At 36.7% G+C, this 18,884-nt stretch carries 15 protein-coding genes; 10 read left to right on the top strand and 5 right to left on the bottom strand.

What is annotated here, in order from left to right; all coding sequences use genetic code 11:
* Positions 1-62 precede the first annotated feature (62 nt).
* The 3 genes from pnuC (at position 63) to M1F17_RS14785 (ending at position 3,343) form a co-directional block, all read left to right on the top strand.
* Positions 63-785, top strand: coding sequence for a nicotinamide riboside transporter PnuC (gene pnuC / locus M1F17_RS14795; protein WP_094962402.1), 723 nt, complete (start codon positions 63-65; stop codon positions 783-785).
* Between the two features lie 353 nt (positions 786-1,138).
* A complete protein-coding gene (aroG, locus tag M1F17_RS14790) occupies positions 1,139-2,194 on the top strand; it encodes a 3-deoxy-7-phosphoheptulonate synthase AroG (RefSeq protein WP_036957937.1) in 1,056 nt (351 codons plus the stop codon).
* A gap of 204 nt (positions 2,195-2,398) precedes the next feature.
* Positions 2,399-3,343, top strand: coding sequence for a hypothetical protein (locus M1F17_RS14785; RefSeq protein ID WP_318837049.1), 945 nt, complete (start codon positions 2,399-2,401; stop codon positions 3,341-3,343).
* A 47-nt stretch (positions 3,344-3,390) separates the two neighbouring features.
* Here M1F17_RS14785 and M1F17_RS14780 read toward each other — a convergent pair whose 3' ends face one another.
* The gene (locus M1F17_RS14780; RefSeq protein ID WP_004256754.1) at positions 3,391-4,137 is read right to left on the bottom strand and encodes a hypothetical protein; all 747 of its coding nucleotides are present in this window, start codon (positions 4,135-4,137) and stop codon (positions 3,391-3,393) included.
* 164 nt (positions 4,138-4,301) lie between these two features.
* Positions 4,302-5,054, bottom strand: a complete 753-nt coding sequence (gpmA, locus tag M1F17_RS14775; RefSeq protein ID WP_004256752.1) for a 2,3-diphosphoglycerate-dependent phosphoglycerate mutase — start codon at positions 5,052-5,054, stop codon at positions 4,302-4,304.
* A 931-nt stretch (positions 5,055-5,985) separates the two neighbouring features.
* Here gpmA and M1F17_RS14770 point away from each other — a divergent pair.
* The 7 genes from M1F17_RS14770 to M1F17_RS14740 all read left to right on the top strand — a co-directional run bounded on the left by M1F17_RS14770 (position 5,986) and on the right by M1F17_RS14740 (position 15,158).
* Positions 5,986-6,432 carry a hypothetical protein gene (locus M1F17_RS14770; RefSeq protein ID WP_318837048.1) on the top strand — a complete coding sequence of 149 codons (447 nt, stop codon included), beginning with the start codon at positions 5,986-5,988 and terminating at the stop codon, positions 6,430-6,432.
* Between the two features lie 21 nt (positions 6,433-6,453).
* Positions 6,454-6,774: a PTS fructose transporter subunit IIB gene (locus tag M1F17_RS14765; protein ID WP_004256746.1), complete on the top strand. Its 321-nt coding sequence runs from the start codon at positions 6,454-6,456 to the stop codon at positions 6,772-6,774.
* Positions 6,761-7,879, top strand: a complete 1,119-nt coding sequence (locus M1F17_RS14760; protein WP_004256743.1) for a PTS fructose transporter subunit IIC — start codon at positions 6,761-6,763, stop codon at positions 7,877-7,879. The genes M1F17_RS14765 and M1F17_RS14760 overlap by 14 nt, the downstream gene beginning before the upstream one ends.
* 91 nt (positions 7,880-7,970) lie before the next feature.
* Positions 7,971-10,556 (top strand): glycoside hydrolase family 38 C-terminal domain-containing protein, encoded by a 2,586-nt coding sequence (locus M1F17_RS14755; RefSeq protein ID WP_164455875.1) that lies wholly within the window; start codon positions 7,971-7,973, stop codon positions 10,554-10,556.
* 17 nt (positions 10,557-10,573) lie between these two features.
* The gene (locus M1F17_RS14750) at positions 10,574-12,124 is read left to right on the top strand and encodes a fructose PTS transporter subunit IIA (RefSeq protein WP_164455873.1); all 1,551 of its coding nucleotides are present in this window, start codon (positions 10,574-10,576) and stop codon (positions 12,122-12,124) included.
* 176 nt (positions 12,125-12,300) lie between these two features.
* Positions 12,301-13,008: an oligogalacturonate-specific porin KdgM family protein gene (locus M1F17_RS14745; protein ID WP_110591349.1), complete on the top strand. Its 708-nt coding sequence runs from the start codon at positions 12,301-12,303 to the stop codon at positions 13,006-13,008.
* Between the two features lie 32 nt (positions 13,009-13,040).
* Positions 13,041-15,158: a metallophosphoesterase family protein gene (locus tag M1F17_RS14740; RefSeq protein ID WP_094962408.1), complete on the top strand. Its 2,118-nt coding sequence runs from the start codon at positions 13,041-13,043 to the stop codon at positions 15,156-15,158.
* Positions 15,159-15,278: 120 nt separating this feature from the next.
* On the opposite strand, the gene M1F17_RS14735 is transcribed toward M1F17_RS14740, so the two are convergent.
* From M1F17_RS14735 to modE, 3 genes are all read right to left on the bottom strand, one after another.
* Entirely contained in the window at positions 15,279-16,106 is an 828-nt protein-coding gene (locus tag M1F17_RS14735) for a CPBP family intramembrane glutamic endopeptidase (RefSeq protein WP_094962409.1), read from the bottom strand.
* A gap of 203 nt (positions 16,107-16,309) precedes the next feature.
* Positions 16,310-17,779, bottom strand: a complete 1,470-nt coding sequence (gene modF, locus M1F17_RS14730; RefSeq protein ID WP_004256733.1) for a molybdate ABC transporter ATP-binding protein ModF — start codon at positions 17,777-17,779, stop codon at positions 16,310-16,312.
* Between the two features lie 146 nt (positions 17,780-17,925).
* Entirely contained in the window at positions 17,926-18,714 is a 789-nt protein-coding gene (gene modE, locus M1F17_RS14725; protein ID WP_180312071.1) for a molybdenum-dependent transcriptional regulator, read from the bottom strand.
* Between the last annotated feature and the right edge of the window lie 170 nt (positions 18,715-18,884).

Here is an 18,884-nt window from a genome sequence, read left to right as displayed (position 1 = left end):
ATATAATTTGAATGAAATACTGAGCAATACAACATTAACGATCACTTATAAAGGATTTTGGGATGGATTTCTTTAGTACAGCCAATACGTTAGTGCAGATCCCGCTTTGGGGATCAGTTTATGATTTATCTTACATTGAAGCCGTGGGGACCATTGCTGGCTTACTTTGTATTCTACTTGCGAGTCTAGAAAAAACGATTAATTATCTATTTGGGTTAATTAACGTTTCTCTGTTTGCAGTTATTTTCTTTCAAATTCAGCTATATGCAAATCTATTGTTACAGATATTTTTCTTTGTCGCTAATATCTATGGCTGGTACGCATGGAGCAGAGTTACTAGTTCGCAGCAAGCAGAGCTAAAAATTCGTTGGTTGAGCTTACCAAAAGCAGCTATAACATTGGTTATTTCAGTTATCGCTATTATTTATCTGACATTTAATATTGATTCGGTATTTAGTGTGCTGGCGAGATGGGCCGTCGAGTTATTAAATCTATTTGGCGCTAACCTCGCAATGCCTGCAATAGAACCTGATGCCTTCCCATTCTGGGATTCGACGATGACCATTCTTTCCGTTGTCGCGATGATTTTAATGACACGTAAATATGTAGAAAACTGGTTGTTGTGGGTCATTATTAACGTCATCAGTATTGTGATTTTCTTTATTCAAGGTGTTTATGCCATGTCCTTAGAATACTTAATTTTATTAGGTATCGCCCTAAATGGCTCTAGGCTTTGGATAAAATCAGCAAAAGAAAACGGCTCCATGCCCATTTCTCGTACCTAGACAGAAAAAATCATCTAAAACAGCTAAAGTGGCATTATCGTCATTTAGCTGTTTTAGTTATTATTTGCTCTGAAAAATGCCGGTTTTGCCTACTTATCATGCTAAATTTCAACATTTCACCTCATTTTATAATTGGCTACTAATAAAGTCCTAGTTTTATCGTGCGCTTGCCTGTTTACAGATGTCTGTTGAACGGTTAGATTAAAATTTCGATGCTAATTATCTTTTATCCTTTCGAGTACAGTGAAGGAATTCAGCTGTCTACTCTGCGCTTTGTTCGGGCGAAACCAACTTGGATAAATTTGGCATGTAAATCAACTACAGTAAAAATAATAAACATTGGATATACAGGTATGAATTATCAGAACGATGACGTCAGAATAAAACAAATAAAAGAATTATTACCACCAATTGCTCTACTTGAAAAATTTCCAGCAACCGACAAAGCTGCGTTTACCGTTCATGAAGCACGCCTGGCAATCCACAATATTTTAGCCGGTAAAGATGACCGTTTAGTGGTAGTTATTGGCCCTTGCTCGATTCATGATACTAAAGCGGCTTTAGAATACGCAGAGCGCTTGGGTAAATTACGTGAGGAATTAAAAGGTTCACTGGAAATTGTGATGCGCGTGTATTTTGAAAAGCCACGCACAACGGTGGGTTGGAAAGGGCTAATTAATGACCCTAAAATGGATTGTAGCTTTGATATTAACGAAGGTTTACGTATTGCTCGTGAATTATTGCTGACAATCAATAACCAAGGCTTACCAACTGCGGGTGAGTTCTTAGATGTCATTAGCCCACAATACGTGGCAGATTTGATGAGTTGGGGAGCTATTGGTGCTCGAACCACTGAATCACAAATTCACCGTGAGCTAGCGTCTGGTTTATCTTGCCCTGTTGGTTTTAAAAATGGTACAGATGGCACAATTAAAATTGCCATTGATGCAATTAACTCAGCGCGTTCAGCCCACTGTTTCTTGTCAGTGACTAAGTGGGGCCACTCTGCGATAGTGAACACCAGCGGAAACCCAGATTGCCATATTATTTTACGTGGTGGTAAAGAACCAAATTACAGTGCTAAGCATGTGCAAGAAGTCCGTGAAGGGCTAGAGAAAGCGGGGCTTGTGCCTAGTATCATGATTGATTTTAGCCATGCAAATAGCTGCAAAAAATTCGAGAAACAAATGGAAGTGGCGACGGACGTTAGCGAGCAAATCCGCCAAGGTGACCGTTCGATTACAGGGATTATGATTGAAAGTAATCTTGTTGAAGGTAACCAGAATCTCGAATCTGATGAGCCATTAGTTTACGGTAAAAGTGTGACGGATGCGTGTATTGGTTGGAGTGATACTGAAAAAGTATTGCGTCAGTTATCAGATGCGGTGATCGCTCGTCGAAATAAATAATTTAAGAATAATAAGTACATCAAGCCAGATATTTTAATATCTGGCTTTTTTTATATATATACAGCACGATGGAATTTTATATTTTTTATTATACAAAAAATAAATTAGTTTTTTATTCTAAGCTGCATTATTATTTTTTTTTGTCATTTTTATTAATGGCATTCTTTAAAGTTAGTTAAGTTTTCATATAAAGGAGTATATAAAATGGCATTAACTGATAAATCAAGAATTAATTATGAAATCAATCTTAGAGTGCTTTCTAATAAATTGAAAGAGAGTGCAGAAATAATGCAAGAAAGTATTATGAATGCTAGGAAAGAGTTAGAGGAAGATCGTGTAAGGCTGAATAATGATATTGATATTAGCATTAGAGGAGGCTGGGGGAATGATAAAGATAAAACCGATTCATTTAAATATATTGATTCGTTAAATGATTATCTTAACATAAGAGCAAGTGAATATAAGGATAATATTAAGGTATCTGAGTTAATGAATGAGTACATTGAAAACCCAGATAAAAGAACGGCTATCTTAGAACAAATCCGCCCTCTCGCTGAAAAGGTAAGTCAATTAGATGAAGTGCCTATTTTGTCTCGCAAAAATTATCCTTCAATGAATTCAGCAATTTGGTATGATTTGAAAGCGAATATTTCTGGACCTAAATTAAATAATGATTTCAAGTATGAAGTTGAATATATATTTAATTTAATGAATGCAGAAATAGATAACGATAATGGATATATTCCCAATAATGTCTATAATTATATGGAGGATGTTAAATATATTCGGGAAGGAATCCCCCGCATTGAGAAATCAATTTTAGAATATGAGGCAGACTATGTATCGGACAAAGAATCATTTCCTAGCACTGAATATTACAATGAATTTATATCAAGTTTAAAAGATAAAGTTAAAGAAGATAAAAGAATAGTTTCTATTATTAATGAAACTATTAAAGAGTATGCAATTAAAAATCCTAATAGTACACTTCATTTAAGTGGGAATAGTGGTTTTTCTCCAGTAGATATTTTGGGAGAATGGACTGTTTCGTTCATAGATAATCACTTTATTAGTATAGGTTCTCCTAATGAAGTGAATATTATTAACTTGACTCCACCTGTAATGCCTATGATACCTAACGCAAATTAATCGTAACGACTGCCGGCTTGTCAAGCGGCAGTCATTGTGTCGCCCACTTACTGTTTTTTTTGAATTTGGTTAATGAAGGTATTCAATTTTGACTGTTCTTCAGGTGTTGCATTCGCCGGAGTTGCCGTTAATTGCAATCGTTCAGTATCGGTCTGGACATCAAAATGTACTTTGCCTTTCTCGCCTTTTGTATATTCCACCTCTTTTAATGGAATACGATAACAGTAAGCGAAAATGTTTGGGCGAATATAGAAATATGAGTCTTTAATCGCTAAATAGACACCATCACCCGCTTTTTTGCCAAAGTAACCAAGGAAAATGGTGAAAACAAACAGGAACATCCCTAAGCTTTGGCTTAATATAATAAAGGTGATACTGATTAAGCCAAGTGCAACAACTAAAATACGGTTATTGCGTTTGTTGAACTCAACGCGTTGGTCAAATTGAACATTTAAAGAGGTATCAAATTGGGTTAACTGATGGTAACGCCAGCGGATCGCAGAGAAAATCATTCCCATGGTAAATACAATGGTGATTGGCATTAATGCTAGGCTACTGAGTACGGCAAGGACAATGGATAACCGAGGTTTATAAGTCATCACCATCATACTAATAATTTGTACTGGGAAGCTGATACAAGCAATGATCATTAAGGTTTTCATCAGCTCGGCATTAGCAGCACCATTTGAACCATCAACGACTAATTCGCCACCTTGGATCATATACAGCAGGGAACCCAAGATACTGGCGCTAAGTACAAGGCCAACCCAAACATACATATTAAATTTGTTCATTTTATTGTTTTATCAACCTTTCAATGTGTTTTCCCTATAATAATCGGTTATTGGGATTTCTTACACAGTGAGTTAAGTTTTTTTGAGGAATAGAAGTAAATGGATAAGAAAAAAGGGCTAAGCATATGGCTTAGCCCTTCAATATTTAGAGATAAAGTTAATAATTACTTCGCTTTACCTTGGTTTGCTACTGCGGCTTGTTTTGCAGCAATTTCATCTTGGTTACCTAAATAGTAACGTTTGATTGGTTTCATGTTTTCATCGAACTCATAAACCATTGGTACCGCAGTTGGGATGTTTAATTCCAAAATTTCATCTTCACTTAAGTTGTCTAAGTGTTTCACTAAAGCACGCAGAGAGTTACCATGAGCGGCAATAATGACTTTCTCGCCACTAGTAACGCGAGGCTTGATGACTTCTTCCCAGTAAGGAACGACACGCTCAATAGTGGTTGCTAAGCTTTCAGTAACGGGTAATTCTTTATCTGACAGTTTCGCGTAGCGAGGATCGTGCCCTGGGTAACGCTCATCATCTTTTTCTAGGTCTGGAGGTGTGATAGCAAAACCACGGCGCCATAATTTAACTTGTTCGTCACCGTATTTTGCCGCGGTTTCTGATTTGTCTAAACCTTGCAGAGCACCGTAGTGGCGTTCATTTAATTTCCAGCTTTTTTCAACGGGTAGCCATGATTGTTCAACTTGATCAAGGATATTCCATAAAGTATGAATAGCGCGTTTCAGAACGGAAGTGTAAGCAAAATCAAACACAAAACCTTCGTCTTTTAGCAGTTGGCCTGCAATTTTTGCTTCTTCGCGGCCTTTATCGGACAGTTCTACATCAGTCCAACCTGTGAAGCGGTTTTCTTTGTTCCACTCACTTTCACCGTGTCTTACTAAAACCAGTTTAGTTACAGCCATAGCTAAAACTCCTATCAGTACACTCAAATTAAAAATGAATTATTGCTGACCTACATTATAGGGATAGTCAACTCGAACGCTAGTAGCAACTTGCATTTTCTCCCTATCAATGCGAAAAACAAATTTTACACGAGAGTGATGACTTGTTTTCTAGGTTCATAGATCCTGTGGATACTCTAAATTTAACTCGAATTGAATCGATACAGCAAGTGGTAAAATGATTGTTTGTGCATTCCCATGATAGATATCAATCTAAGCACTCAATTACCTCTAACAAGAAGAACCGGTAATGGCTATTTTTTACGAGTTATTGGAGATTATTGCTTCTATCTATAATTTTACAGCATTAGATTCTCTTTTCGTATGATTTTTGTTCAAGGATGCATTCACTCTAAATTTTTTAATGATATAGCTAAGAAAAATGAGCATGAAAGTGACTAATGGATTGATAAGGTTGAATTTTTTAATGTTTATTTATGCGTTATTTTATAATCTTATATTGAGTAATATCATTTAGGTGCTTTAGGGGTATCAATCGAATTATTATATTCCTCTATCCTAAATTAATTGTTTTTTGATTTTTTTGTTTCATTGTATCTCTTTAAATTTAGCCAATAAGAAAAATGACATTCTATATAAAAACATATAAAAATAGCTTCTATTGGATTAATATAAAAAGCTCAGATTAATAATTAATAGTATTGCGAAATTCTTAGATTATTATACTTTTAGGTTTTCAGTGAGGTTATTATTTATCTAAAAAATTTATTTTAGATAAATCTTTGATAATCAGGTTTTTATTGAAGAATGAAAATAGCCATTAATATTTTTAGCATTTTAATTTTTATTTAATTTAATAAATGAGGGTGGAATCACAGTAATTTTCTATTTTATACGTTTAGAATGGTACTAGTTTCTAAAGGGGGACACTATGTCTTTACATTTTGCTTTATTTTTTAAAGGCTGCATTTTATTTTTGCTATCACTTGATAGCAAAATGAAAGCTTTATTAAGCAAAATTTGCTGGTTTGTACCAATTGCTTCCCTTGAAAAAGATGAATCTGAGAATTCTAATCAATCTGAAAATGATTTCTCAGTTAATTGGTCGCAGTTATGGCAGAGTGTACAGAAGCTTTATATTTCTGTATTTGATAGCGATTTAACTAAATTAGAAAGAAATGCTTATGTTAATCCTTTAATATCATTAAATATTCGTAAACGTCACGAATTGATCTTTTTATTCCTTGTGTCCAGTTTGCGCCACATAATGATTTGTCGTCATTCTAGTGGTGCACCTGGAAATATTATTTCTTTACCTTTAGCTGCCTTTAAAAAGCACAATGCGCATTTATGCCATTGTGCTTTTTTTATTGTCTGAATTAAATTTTAAGGAGTTGTTATGTTTATTGTTTGTGTTGCGGCTTGTCCTACTGGTGTTGCTCATACATATATGGCTGCTGAATCGTTGGATATCATAGGAAAAAAAAGAGGCCATGAAATTAAAGTTGAAACTCAAGGGAGTATGGGAATTGAAAATGAGATTACCAGTGACGATTTAGCAAGAGCAGATGCGGTCATTTTGGCTGCTGATGTCGCTGTTATTAATAAGGAGCGATTTAATGGGATGATTAAGCTTGAATGCAGTGTTGCAGACCCAATCAAGTATGGCGATGCAATTATTGATGCAATTGAGGAGGAAATGAAAAATGGGGCAGTCTAATGGAACATCGAAACTAGGCATTGGTACGGAAATAAAAAATGCCATTATGACGGGTGTGTCATGGATGCTGCCATTTGTTATCGCAGGTGCAGTGATTATGGGGATATCTCGTATTGGTGCATCTTTATATGGTATTGATAATATTTGGGATTCTAGCCATCTGGAAGCTACAAATTTCGTCGTCCAAGTGCTTCATAAATTTGATGGTTTTGGAGGATTAGCACTCTCTCTTATGTTACCTATCGTCGCGGGGTATATCAGCTTTGCTATCGCGAATAAGCCTGGTTTAGCGCCTGGAATGGTCGGTGGTTTGTTGGCAAGTAATTTAGGCACCGGGTTTTTAGGGGCCTTAGCAGCAGGGTTTATTGCTGGTTATATTGTACGTTTGTTAGCTAAATATACGAAATTACCAAAATCACTTGCATCAGCAGGACCGATTTTTATTTTGCCAGTAGGTGGTACATTACTCACCTGTATTATTATGGCATTTGTGATTGGTGCACCTTTAGCGGCACTTAATCATGGTATGGAGCAATGGCTTTTATCAATGTCGGGATCTAATAAAGTAATTCTTGCTGCCGTTATTGGCGCAATGGTTGGATTTGACCTTGGTGGCCCGGTTAATAAAGCCGCAGTAACCACTGCAATGGCATTATTAGCATCGGAAATTTACGAGCCAAATACAGCAGCTCAAGTTGCTATTATTATTCCCCCAATTGGGATCGGTTTAGCAACGCTAATTTGGTCAAAACGTTTTCCTGAATCATTAAGAGAAGCAGGAAAAGCTTCTACGCTAATGGGATTAATTGGCGTTTCTGAGGGCGCGATCCCATTTGCTCTTGCTAATCCAAAGATTATTATCATTAACATTATTGGTGCAGCAACAGGTGCAGCTATGGCGGTCGGTCTAGGTGCGATAAATCATGCTCCTATTTCGGGATTTTATGGGTGGTTAGCCGTAGATAAATGGCCGATATATATATTATCGGTTGCTGTGGGATCTGCAATTATTACTATTGGCTCTTTATTAATATTTCGTGGTAATGAAACGATAGAAACTAAAAAAACAGAAACAGCTATTCCTAAATTTAAAGTCGGTCGTTAATTAGAGAGTTATTTTAATAATGTCGTACAGTGTTAATTAGCGTGAATAACGTGACGGGGCTGTTCTGCTAAAAATATTTTAAGGTCATAAAATGAAAACGGTACATTTAATTCAACATACGCACTGGGATCGTGAATGGTATTTCACTGAGAATGATTCAAAAATTGTTCTTTATTATTTCATGAATGATTTAATTAAACATTTAGAAGAAGATCCTTCTCTTGGCCCCTTTGTTTTAGATGGGCAAACCGTGGTGCTGGAAGATTATTTACAGGTTGCACCAGAAAGGCGTGATTGCTTACAGAAATTAATTAAACAAGGCCGAATTCTTATTGGCCCTTGGTACACACAAACTGATTTTTTAGTCGTTGGAGCGGAATCTATCACGCGAAACTTACTGTTGGGAAAAGTAGATTGTGAGCAATGGGGCGGTTATATGCCAATAGGCTATGTGCCTGATTCATTTGGACAAAGTGCACAGCTACCTATGTTTTTGCAAGAGTTTGGTATTAAACATGCGGTCGTATGGCGTGGATGGTGTGAACATGATGTCGCAAGTAGTGAATTTATTTGGAAATCGCAGTCAGGTCATAGTGTGGCTACTGCTGTATTACCTTGGGGCTACGGCTGCGCGAAATGGTTACCTGATAATCCAGAAAAAGCCTCTGCCGTTTTACCTGCTATCTTGGAAAAACAAGCCCGTTTTGCTCACTCAGACCAAATATTACTACCTAATGGTAATGACCAATCCCCTTTTGAATATGCCGTACCTGCGATGCTTGAGCAATTAAATAAAGCTCAAAAGGAATATTATTTTGTCAAAAGTAGTTTCAGTGCATTTTTTGATGCTTTACAAGCAAATAGCACTGAACTACCTGAATTTAATGGTGAATTGCTGAGCCCGAAATATATGCGTGTACATCGTGGTATTTTTTCTACACGAATGGACATTAAATTATTAAATGCAAAATTAGAACAATTTGTTAGTCAACAACTTGAGCCTCTTCTATCCATTAACTGGCGGCTTGGTTTACCTTATCCACAAACTGCGATTGACAATATTTGGCGTAAAGCTATGCAGTCACACGCTCATGATAGTATCGGCGGATGTAATTCTGATCGTGTTAATAGCATGGTGAAAGCACGCTTACAAGATGGTTTAGAAAGTGCAAATCAATTGTTTGACCTTAATATGAAGATGCTTGCTCGCGGGATTGAAGCAAAACAAGATGGTAAAAAAATTATCATTTTCAATTCGTTGCCACATAAAAGAGATGCTCAAGTTCGTATTACTCTTTATACACCTGAAAATGATTTTTGTATTAAAGACGATGCAGGAAAACCTTGCCGCTGGCAACTTATTCATGAAGAAAAACAAGATATGTCTTTGATTGTACAAGAATTGGCGAATAGTACGACAACGACATGGTACCGGAAATGCGAAGTCTTGCTTGAAGTGAAAGAGTTACCTTCATGTGGTTATCAGACTTTTTATTTGGTTGAAGGGGAAAATTCAGGTTTTGAAATTCAACAAAATATTCAAACTGAAAATACATTAGAGAATGAATGGCTGAAACTTGAACTGCACCAAGGGCGATTGTTATTAACTGATAAACGTAATCAACAACAATACCCAAATATTCTTAGATTAATTGATGGTGGGGACGAAGGAGATAATTATAACTATTCGCCACCTGAAGATGATTGGTTAATTAGTAGTGATGGACACTTACAGCAATTTAACTGTGTAAGAGCATCGTTAATGGATTCATTTATTCTAAATTGGCGAATTCCAGTACCACAGAATGCAATTGCCCGCCAAACCAAACAGGTTAATGCGCGTTTATCTGCCACAATGCAGGTTTCTTTACCTCATGATAAGGCATGGCTAGATGTTGAAATCACAATTGATAATACCATTGAAGACCATCGAATTCAGGTTGAAATTCCTACGGAAATTCAACAGACATTTCACTTTGCAGACCAACCTTTTGGTTTAATTCAGCGAGAAAATAATCCAGCCAATATGGATATTTGGCAAAGTGAAAATTGGGTAGAGGCACCAACGGCACTTTACCCAATGCAAAGTCTGGTAATGCAACATGATGATAAAAAAGGTATTTGTATCGTCACTGAAGGGCTAAGAGAGTATGAAATCCCAGCTAATCAACCTAACATGATAAGAATAACACTTTTGCGCAGTGTGGGTTGGCTAGGCCAAGCAGAACTAACTTGGCGGCCAGGGCGTGCATCAGGTATGGTTTTGCCGTCACCGGAATCACAAATTCAGGGGCTTCATCATTTCCATTTTGCTGTATTGCCGATAGAAAATGGCCAAAGCGCTCAACTATGGCGTGATATTGAGCATTGGCGTTTACCTGCATTTGGTTACCTAGATTCCGGTTGGTCTCAATTTAAAACGAATCCTCATTATATTGTTTTTCCTGATAATTACAGTTTATTGACGTGGGATAGTGAGCTGCACTTCAGCACGTTGAAAAAAGCACAGAATCAAGAGTCACTGATTTTACGTGGGTGGAACCCAAGTAGTGAAACCAAAACCTATACAGAACCTAAGTCGAATACGTTGATACATCAAGTTACTTTATCGGAGTCTATATGCATAAACACAGATAAAGCAGCTCCTTGTACACCTGTGTCTTGGTTAATTGACTAATTAATAAAGGAAAAATTATGCAAATACTTCCATTTTATTGTGAGTTACCTAATGGTATTCATGCAAGACCAGCGAGTGCAATTGAGCAAAAAACAGCTTGTTTTCAATCAGATATTTTACTTTTTAATAAAAGCAAACTACGCCAAGCCAATGCAAAAAGTGTTTTGGCTCTTGTTGGGGCAGATGTCGCTGTTGGTGATGAATGTTATTTTACAATCAGTGGAGATGATGAAAATCTGGCTTATGAAAAACTAAAGGTATTTATTGAACAAGAATTTATTCATTGTGATGGATTAATGCCAAAAAAAGATAAACCAGAGCAAGGAATGATCCCTATATATCTGAGTCGGACATCATCTCAAATTATTCAGGGTTATGGTGTTAGCCAAGGGATTGCAAAAGGTAGGGCTATCTATATGAAATCTTTTGATTTACAAAAGATTTCATTATTAGAGCCATCAAATTCACAATCAGAACAATGTGAAATACTAAAACGTGCGTTACAAAGTGCTCGTCAACAATTTAGTCTAGATATTCAGCAAGCTGATAAAACAGCGGTTGATATTTTAGAGGCACAAAGCCAATTATTGGATGATGAGGATATTGAAGCGTGCTTACTTGAACCAAGAGAGGCAAATAATGCGATTGCTGCGTTATCAATGGCAATTGAAGAGCTCAGCTTACCATTTCGAAGCAGTAGTAATGAATATTTACGCCAACGTGAGTTAGATATTAAGGATCTGGGATTGCGTATAGCAAGGCATCTTGGTATCGAATCTAAAATACAACTTCCTAAATTAACAGAAGATTCGATTATTATTTGCCAAGGATTACTGACACCAAGCGAATTATTGGCATTGAGAGGGGAGTATTTGCAAGGTATTGTGATGGCTTCAGGGGCAGAAACATCACATACCGCTATTTTAGCACAATCTTTCTCTCTTCCTTTAATATGTCTTTCATCTTCCATAATTGAATCAATTCAATCTGCTCATGTTTTATTATTAGATACGCAATACGATTTATTAATTATTGAGCCTGATACATATGCAGATAATTGGTTCAAGTTTGAAAAAGATAAACTATCTCGTTTGTCTATCTCTGCTAATACGCCAAAAAATGATTATTCAGTATTGGATCCGTCTTTAATTTTTCTTGATGAAAGAATGGAAAGTAAAGAGGAAGTTATTAAACGATTAACTGATAATTTAGAAGTTAATCACCGAACTGACTCTGGATCACAAGTTGAACAAGCAATATGGCAAAGAGAAGAGATTTTTAGTACGGCATTAGGTTTCTCAATTGCAATACCGCACTGTAAATCACCTTTTGTTAAACACAGTAGTATTTCTGTATTACGTTTACCGAATGAGTTAGCGTGGGGAGATAGTGTTAATGTTAAATTAGTAATTATGCTAACAATTAATGATTCAGATGAAAATCAGCATATGCGAATCTTTTCTGTTCTCGCACGTAAATTAATGCATGAGTCTTTTAGAAATGAAATGTTAAATGCTAAAAAATCAGAGGATATTGTTGAATTATTGAAGCTGGAATTAGAGTTGTGAGATAAGAATATAAAAAATTAAAATTTTAATAAATTAATTTTCTTTTAAGTTATTTAAAAGGATGGGATGGTTTTTTTCTAAAAATATAAGGGGTATATCTATAAATAAAAGATAGATAATGAATCATTGTTTTAACGATTAAATAAAAAATAAATATTAATTATAGGAATCAGTTTATGAAAAACTTAACTCTAGGTATCTCTACATTATTATTTTGCACAGCAGCGAATGCGACATATATTGACTATCGTCATGAATGGTTAGGGGATGAACATCGCCATGAAGACCGTGTCAAAATTGGCCATAGCATGCAAAATGGAACTTATTTTAGCCTTGAAGGAAAATGGAGAAGTCGAGATGGTGGTTTTGGTGAAAACCTATCATCAAAAGGAAATGAGGTTGAAGTTGGTTATAAATATAAAGCCACAAAAGATTTTGTTTTAACACCTTCTTTTGCTCTAGATTCAGGAGATAAAGATACGGCTTATAAATTCAGTGTCAAAGCTGCCTATAATTTAACGGATGATTTTAATATTGGAACTCGTTTACGTTATGGCGTAAGGCATTATGATAACTCTAATAAGCCTAAAAAAGATAATCAGCATTATTGGCAGAGTAATTTTTATTTAGGTTATAAGCTGCAAGATTTTTCATTAAGTTATGACTTTGAATATAAATTTGATACTGATTATCCTGCATATAAAGGTAAAGAAAAGGATTATGCACATAATCTGAATGTGTCTTGGGTTGGTAATAAGACATGGGTTCCTTATGTTGAATTAGGGTATGTGTCCTATGATGATGGTTCATATGTCAAAAATGGACAAACTTACCGTGATGCATGGCAGTGGCGTTATCGCGTTGGCATTGCATATAACTTCTGATAGAAATAGTTAATTATCTAAAGGGAACAAATATGAACAATAAATTAAAATATAGTTTTGCCCTTGCATTAATGTCCATTGGAACTGTCGCAATGGCAAATGCCCCTACGGCTCAACCTTATAATTATCGCGTCGCGTTTATGCCTGATATCCATTTTCATGATGTATATGGGCAGTTTGCTGATAATGCATTTGAAGGATTAAAAAATAGTAAAAGTGGTCAAAATGCCGTTATTCGTTCTATGTATGCGCAATTAACATCTACGCGTTTATTTAATGAAAACTATTTTGCTCTACGTGCTGCACTTGATGATGCAGGTAAGAAAGGTATTAAACTTATTGCATTACCTGGTGATTTTACTGATGACGGCCAACCTATTCACTTACGTGGGTTAGTAAAAGTATTGCAAGAGTACGAGCAAAAATATGGTATGCGTTTCTTTGCTACACCAGGGAATCATGATCCGAACCGTCCATTTGATATGCCAGCAGGAAAAGAAGATTTTCTTGGAACTGATGGTAAAACGCAGCGTATCTTTAGTTTAGGGGCAAGTGAGTGTACAGGATATAAAGGAAAGACTGCCGTTATAGAAACGGGAGCTGAGCTGCCAACAATTTGCTCTGAAGAGATGGTATATAGTGGTTATGGTCGAGTGATGGATGCAATGAAATCATTTGGTATTAATCCGTTACCAGAAGATATTTATTGGGAAACACCATACTCAAACTATGGTTCTCAAGGTTACAACTATGAAGCAGCCTTAAAAGCCAGTGATTTTAACCAAAGGCAGTATGAAATTTGTACTCAAGGAACAGGCGGTAAATATAAACAAGAGGGATATGGGCCTTGTTTTAATGTTGCAGACAGCAGTTACCTTGTTGAGCCTATTCCTGATTTGTGGTTAATGGCCGTTGATGCCAATGTCTATGTTCCTTCTGAAAAAGCAGATATTAATCACCCTAAAGCAGCTAAAAACTTTGCAGGGTCGGGGAATGCGGGTTACAACAAAATGTTGACACATAAACAACAGACTGTTGAGTGGATGGCGGATGTTGCAAAGCGCGCGAAAGAGCAAAATAAAACATTAATCACGTTTAGCCATTTCCCGATGGTTGAATTTGATAATGGTGCAGCAGATGACCTTGAAACCATTTTTGGCAAAGGTAAATTTCAGTTAGAAAGGGCACCAAAAGAAGACACTAGCCATGCAATGGCAAAAACAGGTATCGGTGTTCATGTTGGCGGTCATATGCATTTTAATGATACAGGTGTACGTAAGTATTCGGATGGCAGCTTACTTTTTAATATTCAAGCTCCTTCAATGGCTGCATATGTTCCTGCTTATAAAATATTGAATTTTAGAAATGCGAATGAAATTGATGTACAAACCATTGTAATAGAAGATGTTCCTCGGTTTGATGAGTTATTTGAGCACTATCAGCAAGAGTGGGAACACCTCAAAAATACTAATTCGTCGCATCTTTGGAATAAAGATATCTTAAGCGCAAATAATTATTATGACTTCACTAACTGGCATATTACTGAACTGACACGTTTACGTTTTATTCCTGAGGAATGGCCATGTGAAATTCGTCAAATGTTATTTAGTTTGAATGGCGAAGAGATGCTTATTTTAAGCCAGTTAGATACTAAGAAAGCTTATAATGAAGTATTAACGGCACCATTGAGTCAAAATCATGAAATTTGCGCTAAAGACCCGGGAACTGTCAATGTCACCGAAATCTACTTGAATAAAGACTCCGATGCATGGAAAAAAGCCAGTGATAAAGCTGCTACTCTTGCTAAAAATACAGGGTATCAGTTAAATGATTTTGCAAAATGGAATGGTTTTGACCTTGCTGTGGATTTTTATCGTTTACGTAATGCAGACGAACTTGCGTTGCAAGATATACCTGTAGAAAGATTAAACCAATATCGATTCCTCACAGGAACCTTGTTATCGTCATTACCAAATGAGACTGATAAAATTAACGCGGATAGTTCATTTGAGAATATTTTTAAATTACGCTTTGGCAGTATTTTCACTGTAATTGATAAATATCTACAAGGAAATCCAAGTCGAGATTTTTATCTTAATATTGAGTCTGGGGAAATTAAGCCAATGAATGTTAATCAAACTAGTCATTAGATTAACGATAGATAACATGGTTATAATAATGAAAAATCACTAACATTATTCGTGTTAGTGATTTTTTACGGTGAAGATCATCCAATTTTTGAGTGATTATGAATTTTTAATTAGTTAACATTAATTAGAAACCAACTTAATTGGATAAGTAAAAAATAACAGATGTCCCAAATTTAACCCGAAGTGAATCGATACAGCCAGCCATAATTTACCACTCCACATCCAAGTTAGGCCATAAATCAAACCCGCTAATGTAGCAAAGAGAATTAACAGTGCTCCACCTGCAAAATGCACGGCGCCAAATAACAGTGAGGTAATCACTAGTGCTAGGTAAGGAGACCTCAACCAAAGGGTTAGACGTTGTTGCAAATAGCCACGAAATAGCGCTTCTTCAGCTAATGAAACAAAAAGTAGGTTACAGAGCACAAAAGCAGGTAACCAACTAGGAAAATGCCATTCAAAGGCTAATCCGCCAGCAGCAGTTGCGACCAGCAATAAAAGTGGCATAGAAATAACCAGCAGTGCCCATTGAATTTTAGTTGCATGCTTGGCTGGCCGACAGACAAATAACGTTGGTAAGCAGGCGAGTAAAATAAAAGGGACGAGTGCCTTATCAAAATTAAAATACATTGTGAAAGGGGCGCTATGTTCCCCTACGGTAACGTTATCGAGATATCTCAGGTTATTAAACCCAGGGAATAAGTGAATAAATAACCCAATCGTACAGATTAGTAAGATGATTTCACTAATAATTTTGGTGGATAGATAGTGTTGGAAACGCAAACGAATAATGGCAATTATTGTAATACAAACCAATAGTAGAACCGCTTGCCAATCAATAACGTGTGTAAGTGCTGCGGTAATAATTGTGCAAGCGAGTAAAAAAAGAGCAATTAAACGGTGTGTTGCAAGTACTGCAAGTGAAGAGGCTAACATTAACCAAGCCATAAAAAATATCCATTATGATGTCTAAATTATTAGAATAGGCGCAGTGTAATGATTTTATGTGAATTTTCTAATTTAAAATAACCTAAAAAATATAAATAAAATAAAATCAAAGAGTTATTTGTGTATAACTTAGTTACCATCTATTAAACATTAGATTAATTTGCCAACAGTTTCATCGTGTCTATTGGCAAATAAGTCAAAAATTAAAGTTTTTCAATATCGTAACGGTATTTCCCATTATCAGGGACAAAAGTGAGCCGATGTGTAATACAAGCAGGGGCGTCTTCTTGATGATGGCTGACGAATAAGAGTTGTGTGTTACCTTGTCTTAGCATTACATCAATAAACCGCAGAACTAACAACCTGTTAAGGCCATCAAGCCCTTGCAATGGCTCATCTAGAATAAGCATAGCAGGGTGTTTAACTAGTGCTCGAGCTATCAAGACTAAGCGCTGCTGCCCCCACGAAAGACTGTGGAAAGGTTGTTGAGCTGTTTGCGTAGAAAAACCTAACAGAGCTAGCCATTCATACGCTAATTGTATTTGACGATCAGAGGGGGTTTGGTACAAGCCAATAGAATCATGAAAACCGGAAATAATGACATTGAGTACACTGGTTGCGACACGGTATTCTTGGTGAATGCTATTGCTGACGTAACCAATATGGCGCTTAATATCCCATATGGTTTCTCCTGACCCACGACGGTGACCAAATAAGGTTAAGTCATTACTATACCCTTGAGGGTGATCTCCTGTAATCAAGCTCAATAAGGTGGATTTTCCAGCGCCATTTTCACCGATAATTTGCCAGTGTTCGTTTGGGTTTACCTGCCAATTTAAACCGTGCAAGATCGGTTTGTCATTGTAGCTAACAGTTCCATTTTTCAAAATAATACGAGGTGTCGTGTCATCCAGTTTTTCATCTGCGGTTGGAGCCTCAGTTTCAGGGATAGAAAGCTGTTTAATTTTCTCACTATGCTGTAATTGCGTTATTAGCGTGTTAGCAAGTACTGACTCCCTATTTCCCACCATTGCTAGTTTGCAATCAGCGACAACACCTATGTTTTCAATAAAATCAGGGAGTTCATCAAAGCGGTTCAACACTAACACTAAAGTTAAGCCTTTTTCAGACAAACTTGATAGTAGTTCGCTGAGCTGACTTCTTGAATAAACATCTAGGCCATCAAATGGCTCATCAAGGATCAGTAAGTCAGGATTACCCATCAATGTTTGGCATAACAGTACTTTGCGAGTTTCACCCGTAGAAAGGTACTTAAACCGACGAGACAACAAGTCACTGATACCGAAGCGAGCGGCAAGCTCAAGGCAGTATTCATTGTCCTTATGGTTAAATTGAATGATTTCAGCTGCTGTATATCCCGTGTCATCTTCATCATCACTGAGCATATCTGTATTATTGCGCTGCCACTCTTCATTAATGATTTTTTGTAATTGTTCAAATGATAGACGAACAGGAGAGGTGAATGTATTTTTTACGACACCAGAAAGAGGAGGGAGCTCATTGGAAAGTACTCGAGCAAGTGATGATTTACCACTACCATTGGCACCAATAAAAGCCCAATTTTCCCCTTTTTCGATGTTAAGTTGCTGAATGTCTAAAGTCTGAATTTCGCTGAGCTTAAAGTTGCCATGTTGTATTGTTATTGTGCTCATCAAGCTTCCTTATCATGATTATTTACCTTGTCATCTATCACAAATAATCAGGATTGAAGCTAAAGTCAACAACAGAACGATATGATAAGGAAAAAAGGTGAATGCTTACTTACTTTTATTGTAAGTAAGCAGGGCAAACTAGCAAATTAGCAAAGTGTGGCAACAATCACTTGGTCCGCATTGAATAACGCCATAACGCTATTATTCACTTTCAAAGATTGGGCATCGATTTCGCTATTTGGCATAGTTGAACATAAAGTTTCACCGCCTGTGAGTGTCACAATCACTTCACTGTTCTCATCACCCCGCTCTAAAGCGGTAATTTTGCCTTCAAGGCGGTTATCAAAGCCTGTTGGATTGGATTGTTTAGTAATTTTTACCCAAGGTGCTTTAATCAATGCAAGCACTTCTTTTCCTTCGGCTAACCCTAAACGGTTAGCGCTTTGCTCTGTCAATGCGGCGTTGATCACCGTTCTGTTGTCTGCTAAACGAATTTGTACATGTTGCTGAACTTGCATGTGGTCGCGTGCAATTAACGTCCCAAAAAATTGGTTACGGGCACTGGTTTGCAGTGAAAAACGCGAAATAGCTGCTAATAAGCTGTCTAAAGGGAGATTATCTTCTTTGAGTACATCAAAGGCTTTTTGCTGAATTTGTGCTAGTAAATCATATAGTTGAAGTAATCGCTCACCATAGTGAGTCAGTGTTGTGCCGCCACCGCCTTTACCACCTGTCGCCCTATCAACAAGGATATCATCAGTGAGTTGATTCATTTCATTGATGGCATCCCAAGCACTTTTATAGCTGATCCCTGCGAGTTTAGCGCCTTGGCTGATTGACCCTGTCGCTTTAATTTGTTTTAGTAGCGCGATACGGCGAGGATCAGCAAATAAACTGCCCTGTAGTTTCAGTGTGAGTAAAATTTCGGCCTGCATAAATTTCTCCCTTCCGGCGTGGCTGGTGATGACAGAGGTAAAAAGCACGTTTAGTATGTCGTTAGTATAATATTTTGTCTAAAATAGTCTCCATTATAACGTAATTGTGCGTTATTATTTTGATTTGATTTATACTCAATATACTGAGAGTCAAGTTTTCCCTCGTCAGC

This window comes from Providencia sp. PROV073, assembly GCF_033688125.1.
GTDB classification, from domain to species: Bacteria; Pseudomonadota; Gammaproteobacteria; order Enterobacterales; family Enterobacteriaceae; genus Providencia; species Providencia hangzhouensis.
The sequence above is the reverse complement of the archived record's forward strand: the minus strand, read 5'-3'. Positions and strand labels throughout refer to the sequence as shown.

Excerpts from the sequence above, each read along its gene's own strand:
- pnuC (WP_094962402.1), top strand. The coding sequence starts at position 63 with ATGGATTTCTTTAGTACAGCCAATACGTTAGTGCAGATCCCGCTTTGG.
- aroG (WP_036957937.1), top strand. The coding sequence starts at position 1,139 with ATGAATTATCAGAACGATGACGTCAGAATAAAACAAATAAAAGAATTA.
- M1F17_RS14785 (WP_318837049.1), top strand. The coding sequence starts at position 2,399 with ATGGCATTAACTGATAAATCAAGAATTAATTATGAAATCAATCTTAGA.
- M1F17_RS14780 (WP_004256754.1), bottom strand. The coding sequence starts at position 4,137 with ATGAACAAATTTAATATGTATGTTTGGGTTGGCCTTGTACTTAGCGCC.
- gpmA (WP_004256752.1), bottom strand. The coding sequence starts at position 5,054 with ATGGCTGTAACTAAACTGGTTTTAGTAAGACACGGTGAAAGTGAGTGG.
- M1F17_RS14770 (WP_318837048.1), top strand. The coding sequence starts at position 5,986 with ATGTCTTTACATTTTGCTTTATTTTTTAAAGGCTGCATTTTATTTTTG.
- M1F17_RS14765 (WP_004256746.1), top strand. The coding sequence starts at position 6,454 with ATGTTTATTGTTTGTGTTGCGGCTTGTCCTACTGGTGTTGCTCATACA.
- M1F17_RS14760 (WP_004256743.1), top strand. The coding sequence starts at position 6,761 with ATGGGGCAGTCTAATGGAACATCGAAACTAGGCATTGGTACGGAAATA.
- M1F17_RS14755 (WP_164455875.1), top strand. The coding sequence starts at position 7,971 with ATGAAAACGGTACATTTAATTCAACATACGCACTGGGATCGTGAATGG.
- M1F17_RS14750 (WP_164455873.1), top strand. The coding sequence starts at position 10,574 with ATGCAAATACTTCCATTTTATTGTGAGTTACCTAATGGTATTCATGCA.
- M1F17_RS14745 (WP_110591349.1), top strand. The coding sequence starts at position 12,301 with ATGAAAAACTTAACTCTAGGTATCTCTACATTATTATTTTGCACAGCA.
- M1F17_RS14740 (WP_094962408.1), top strand. The coding sequence starts at position 13,041 with ATGAACAATAAATTAAAATATAGTTTTGCCCTTGCATTAATGTCCATT.
- M1F17_RS14735 (WP_094962409.1), bottom strand. The coding sequence starts at position 16,106 with ATGGCTTGGTTAATGTTAGCCTCTTCACTTGCAGTACTTGCAACACAC.
- modF (WP_004256733.1), bottom strand. The coding sequence starts at position 17,779 with ATGAGCACAATAACAATACAACATGGCAACTTTAAGCTCAGCGAAATT.
- modE (WP_180312071.1), bottom strand. The coding sequence starts at position 18,714 with ATGCAGGCCGAAATTTTACTCACACTGAAACTACAGGGCAGTTTATTT.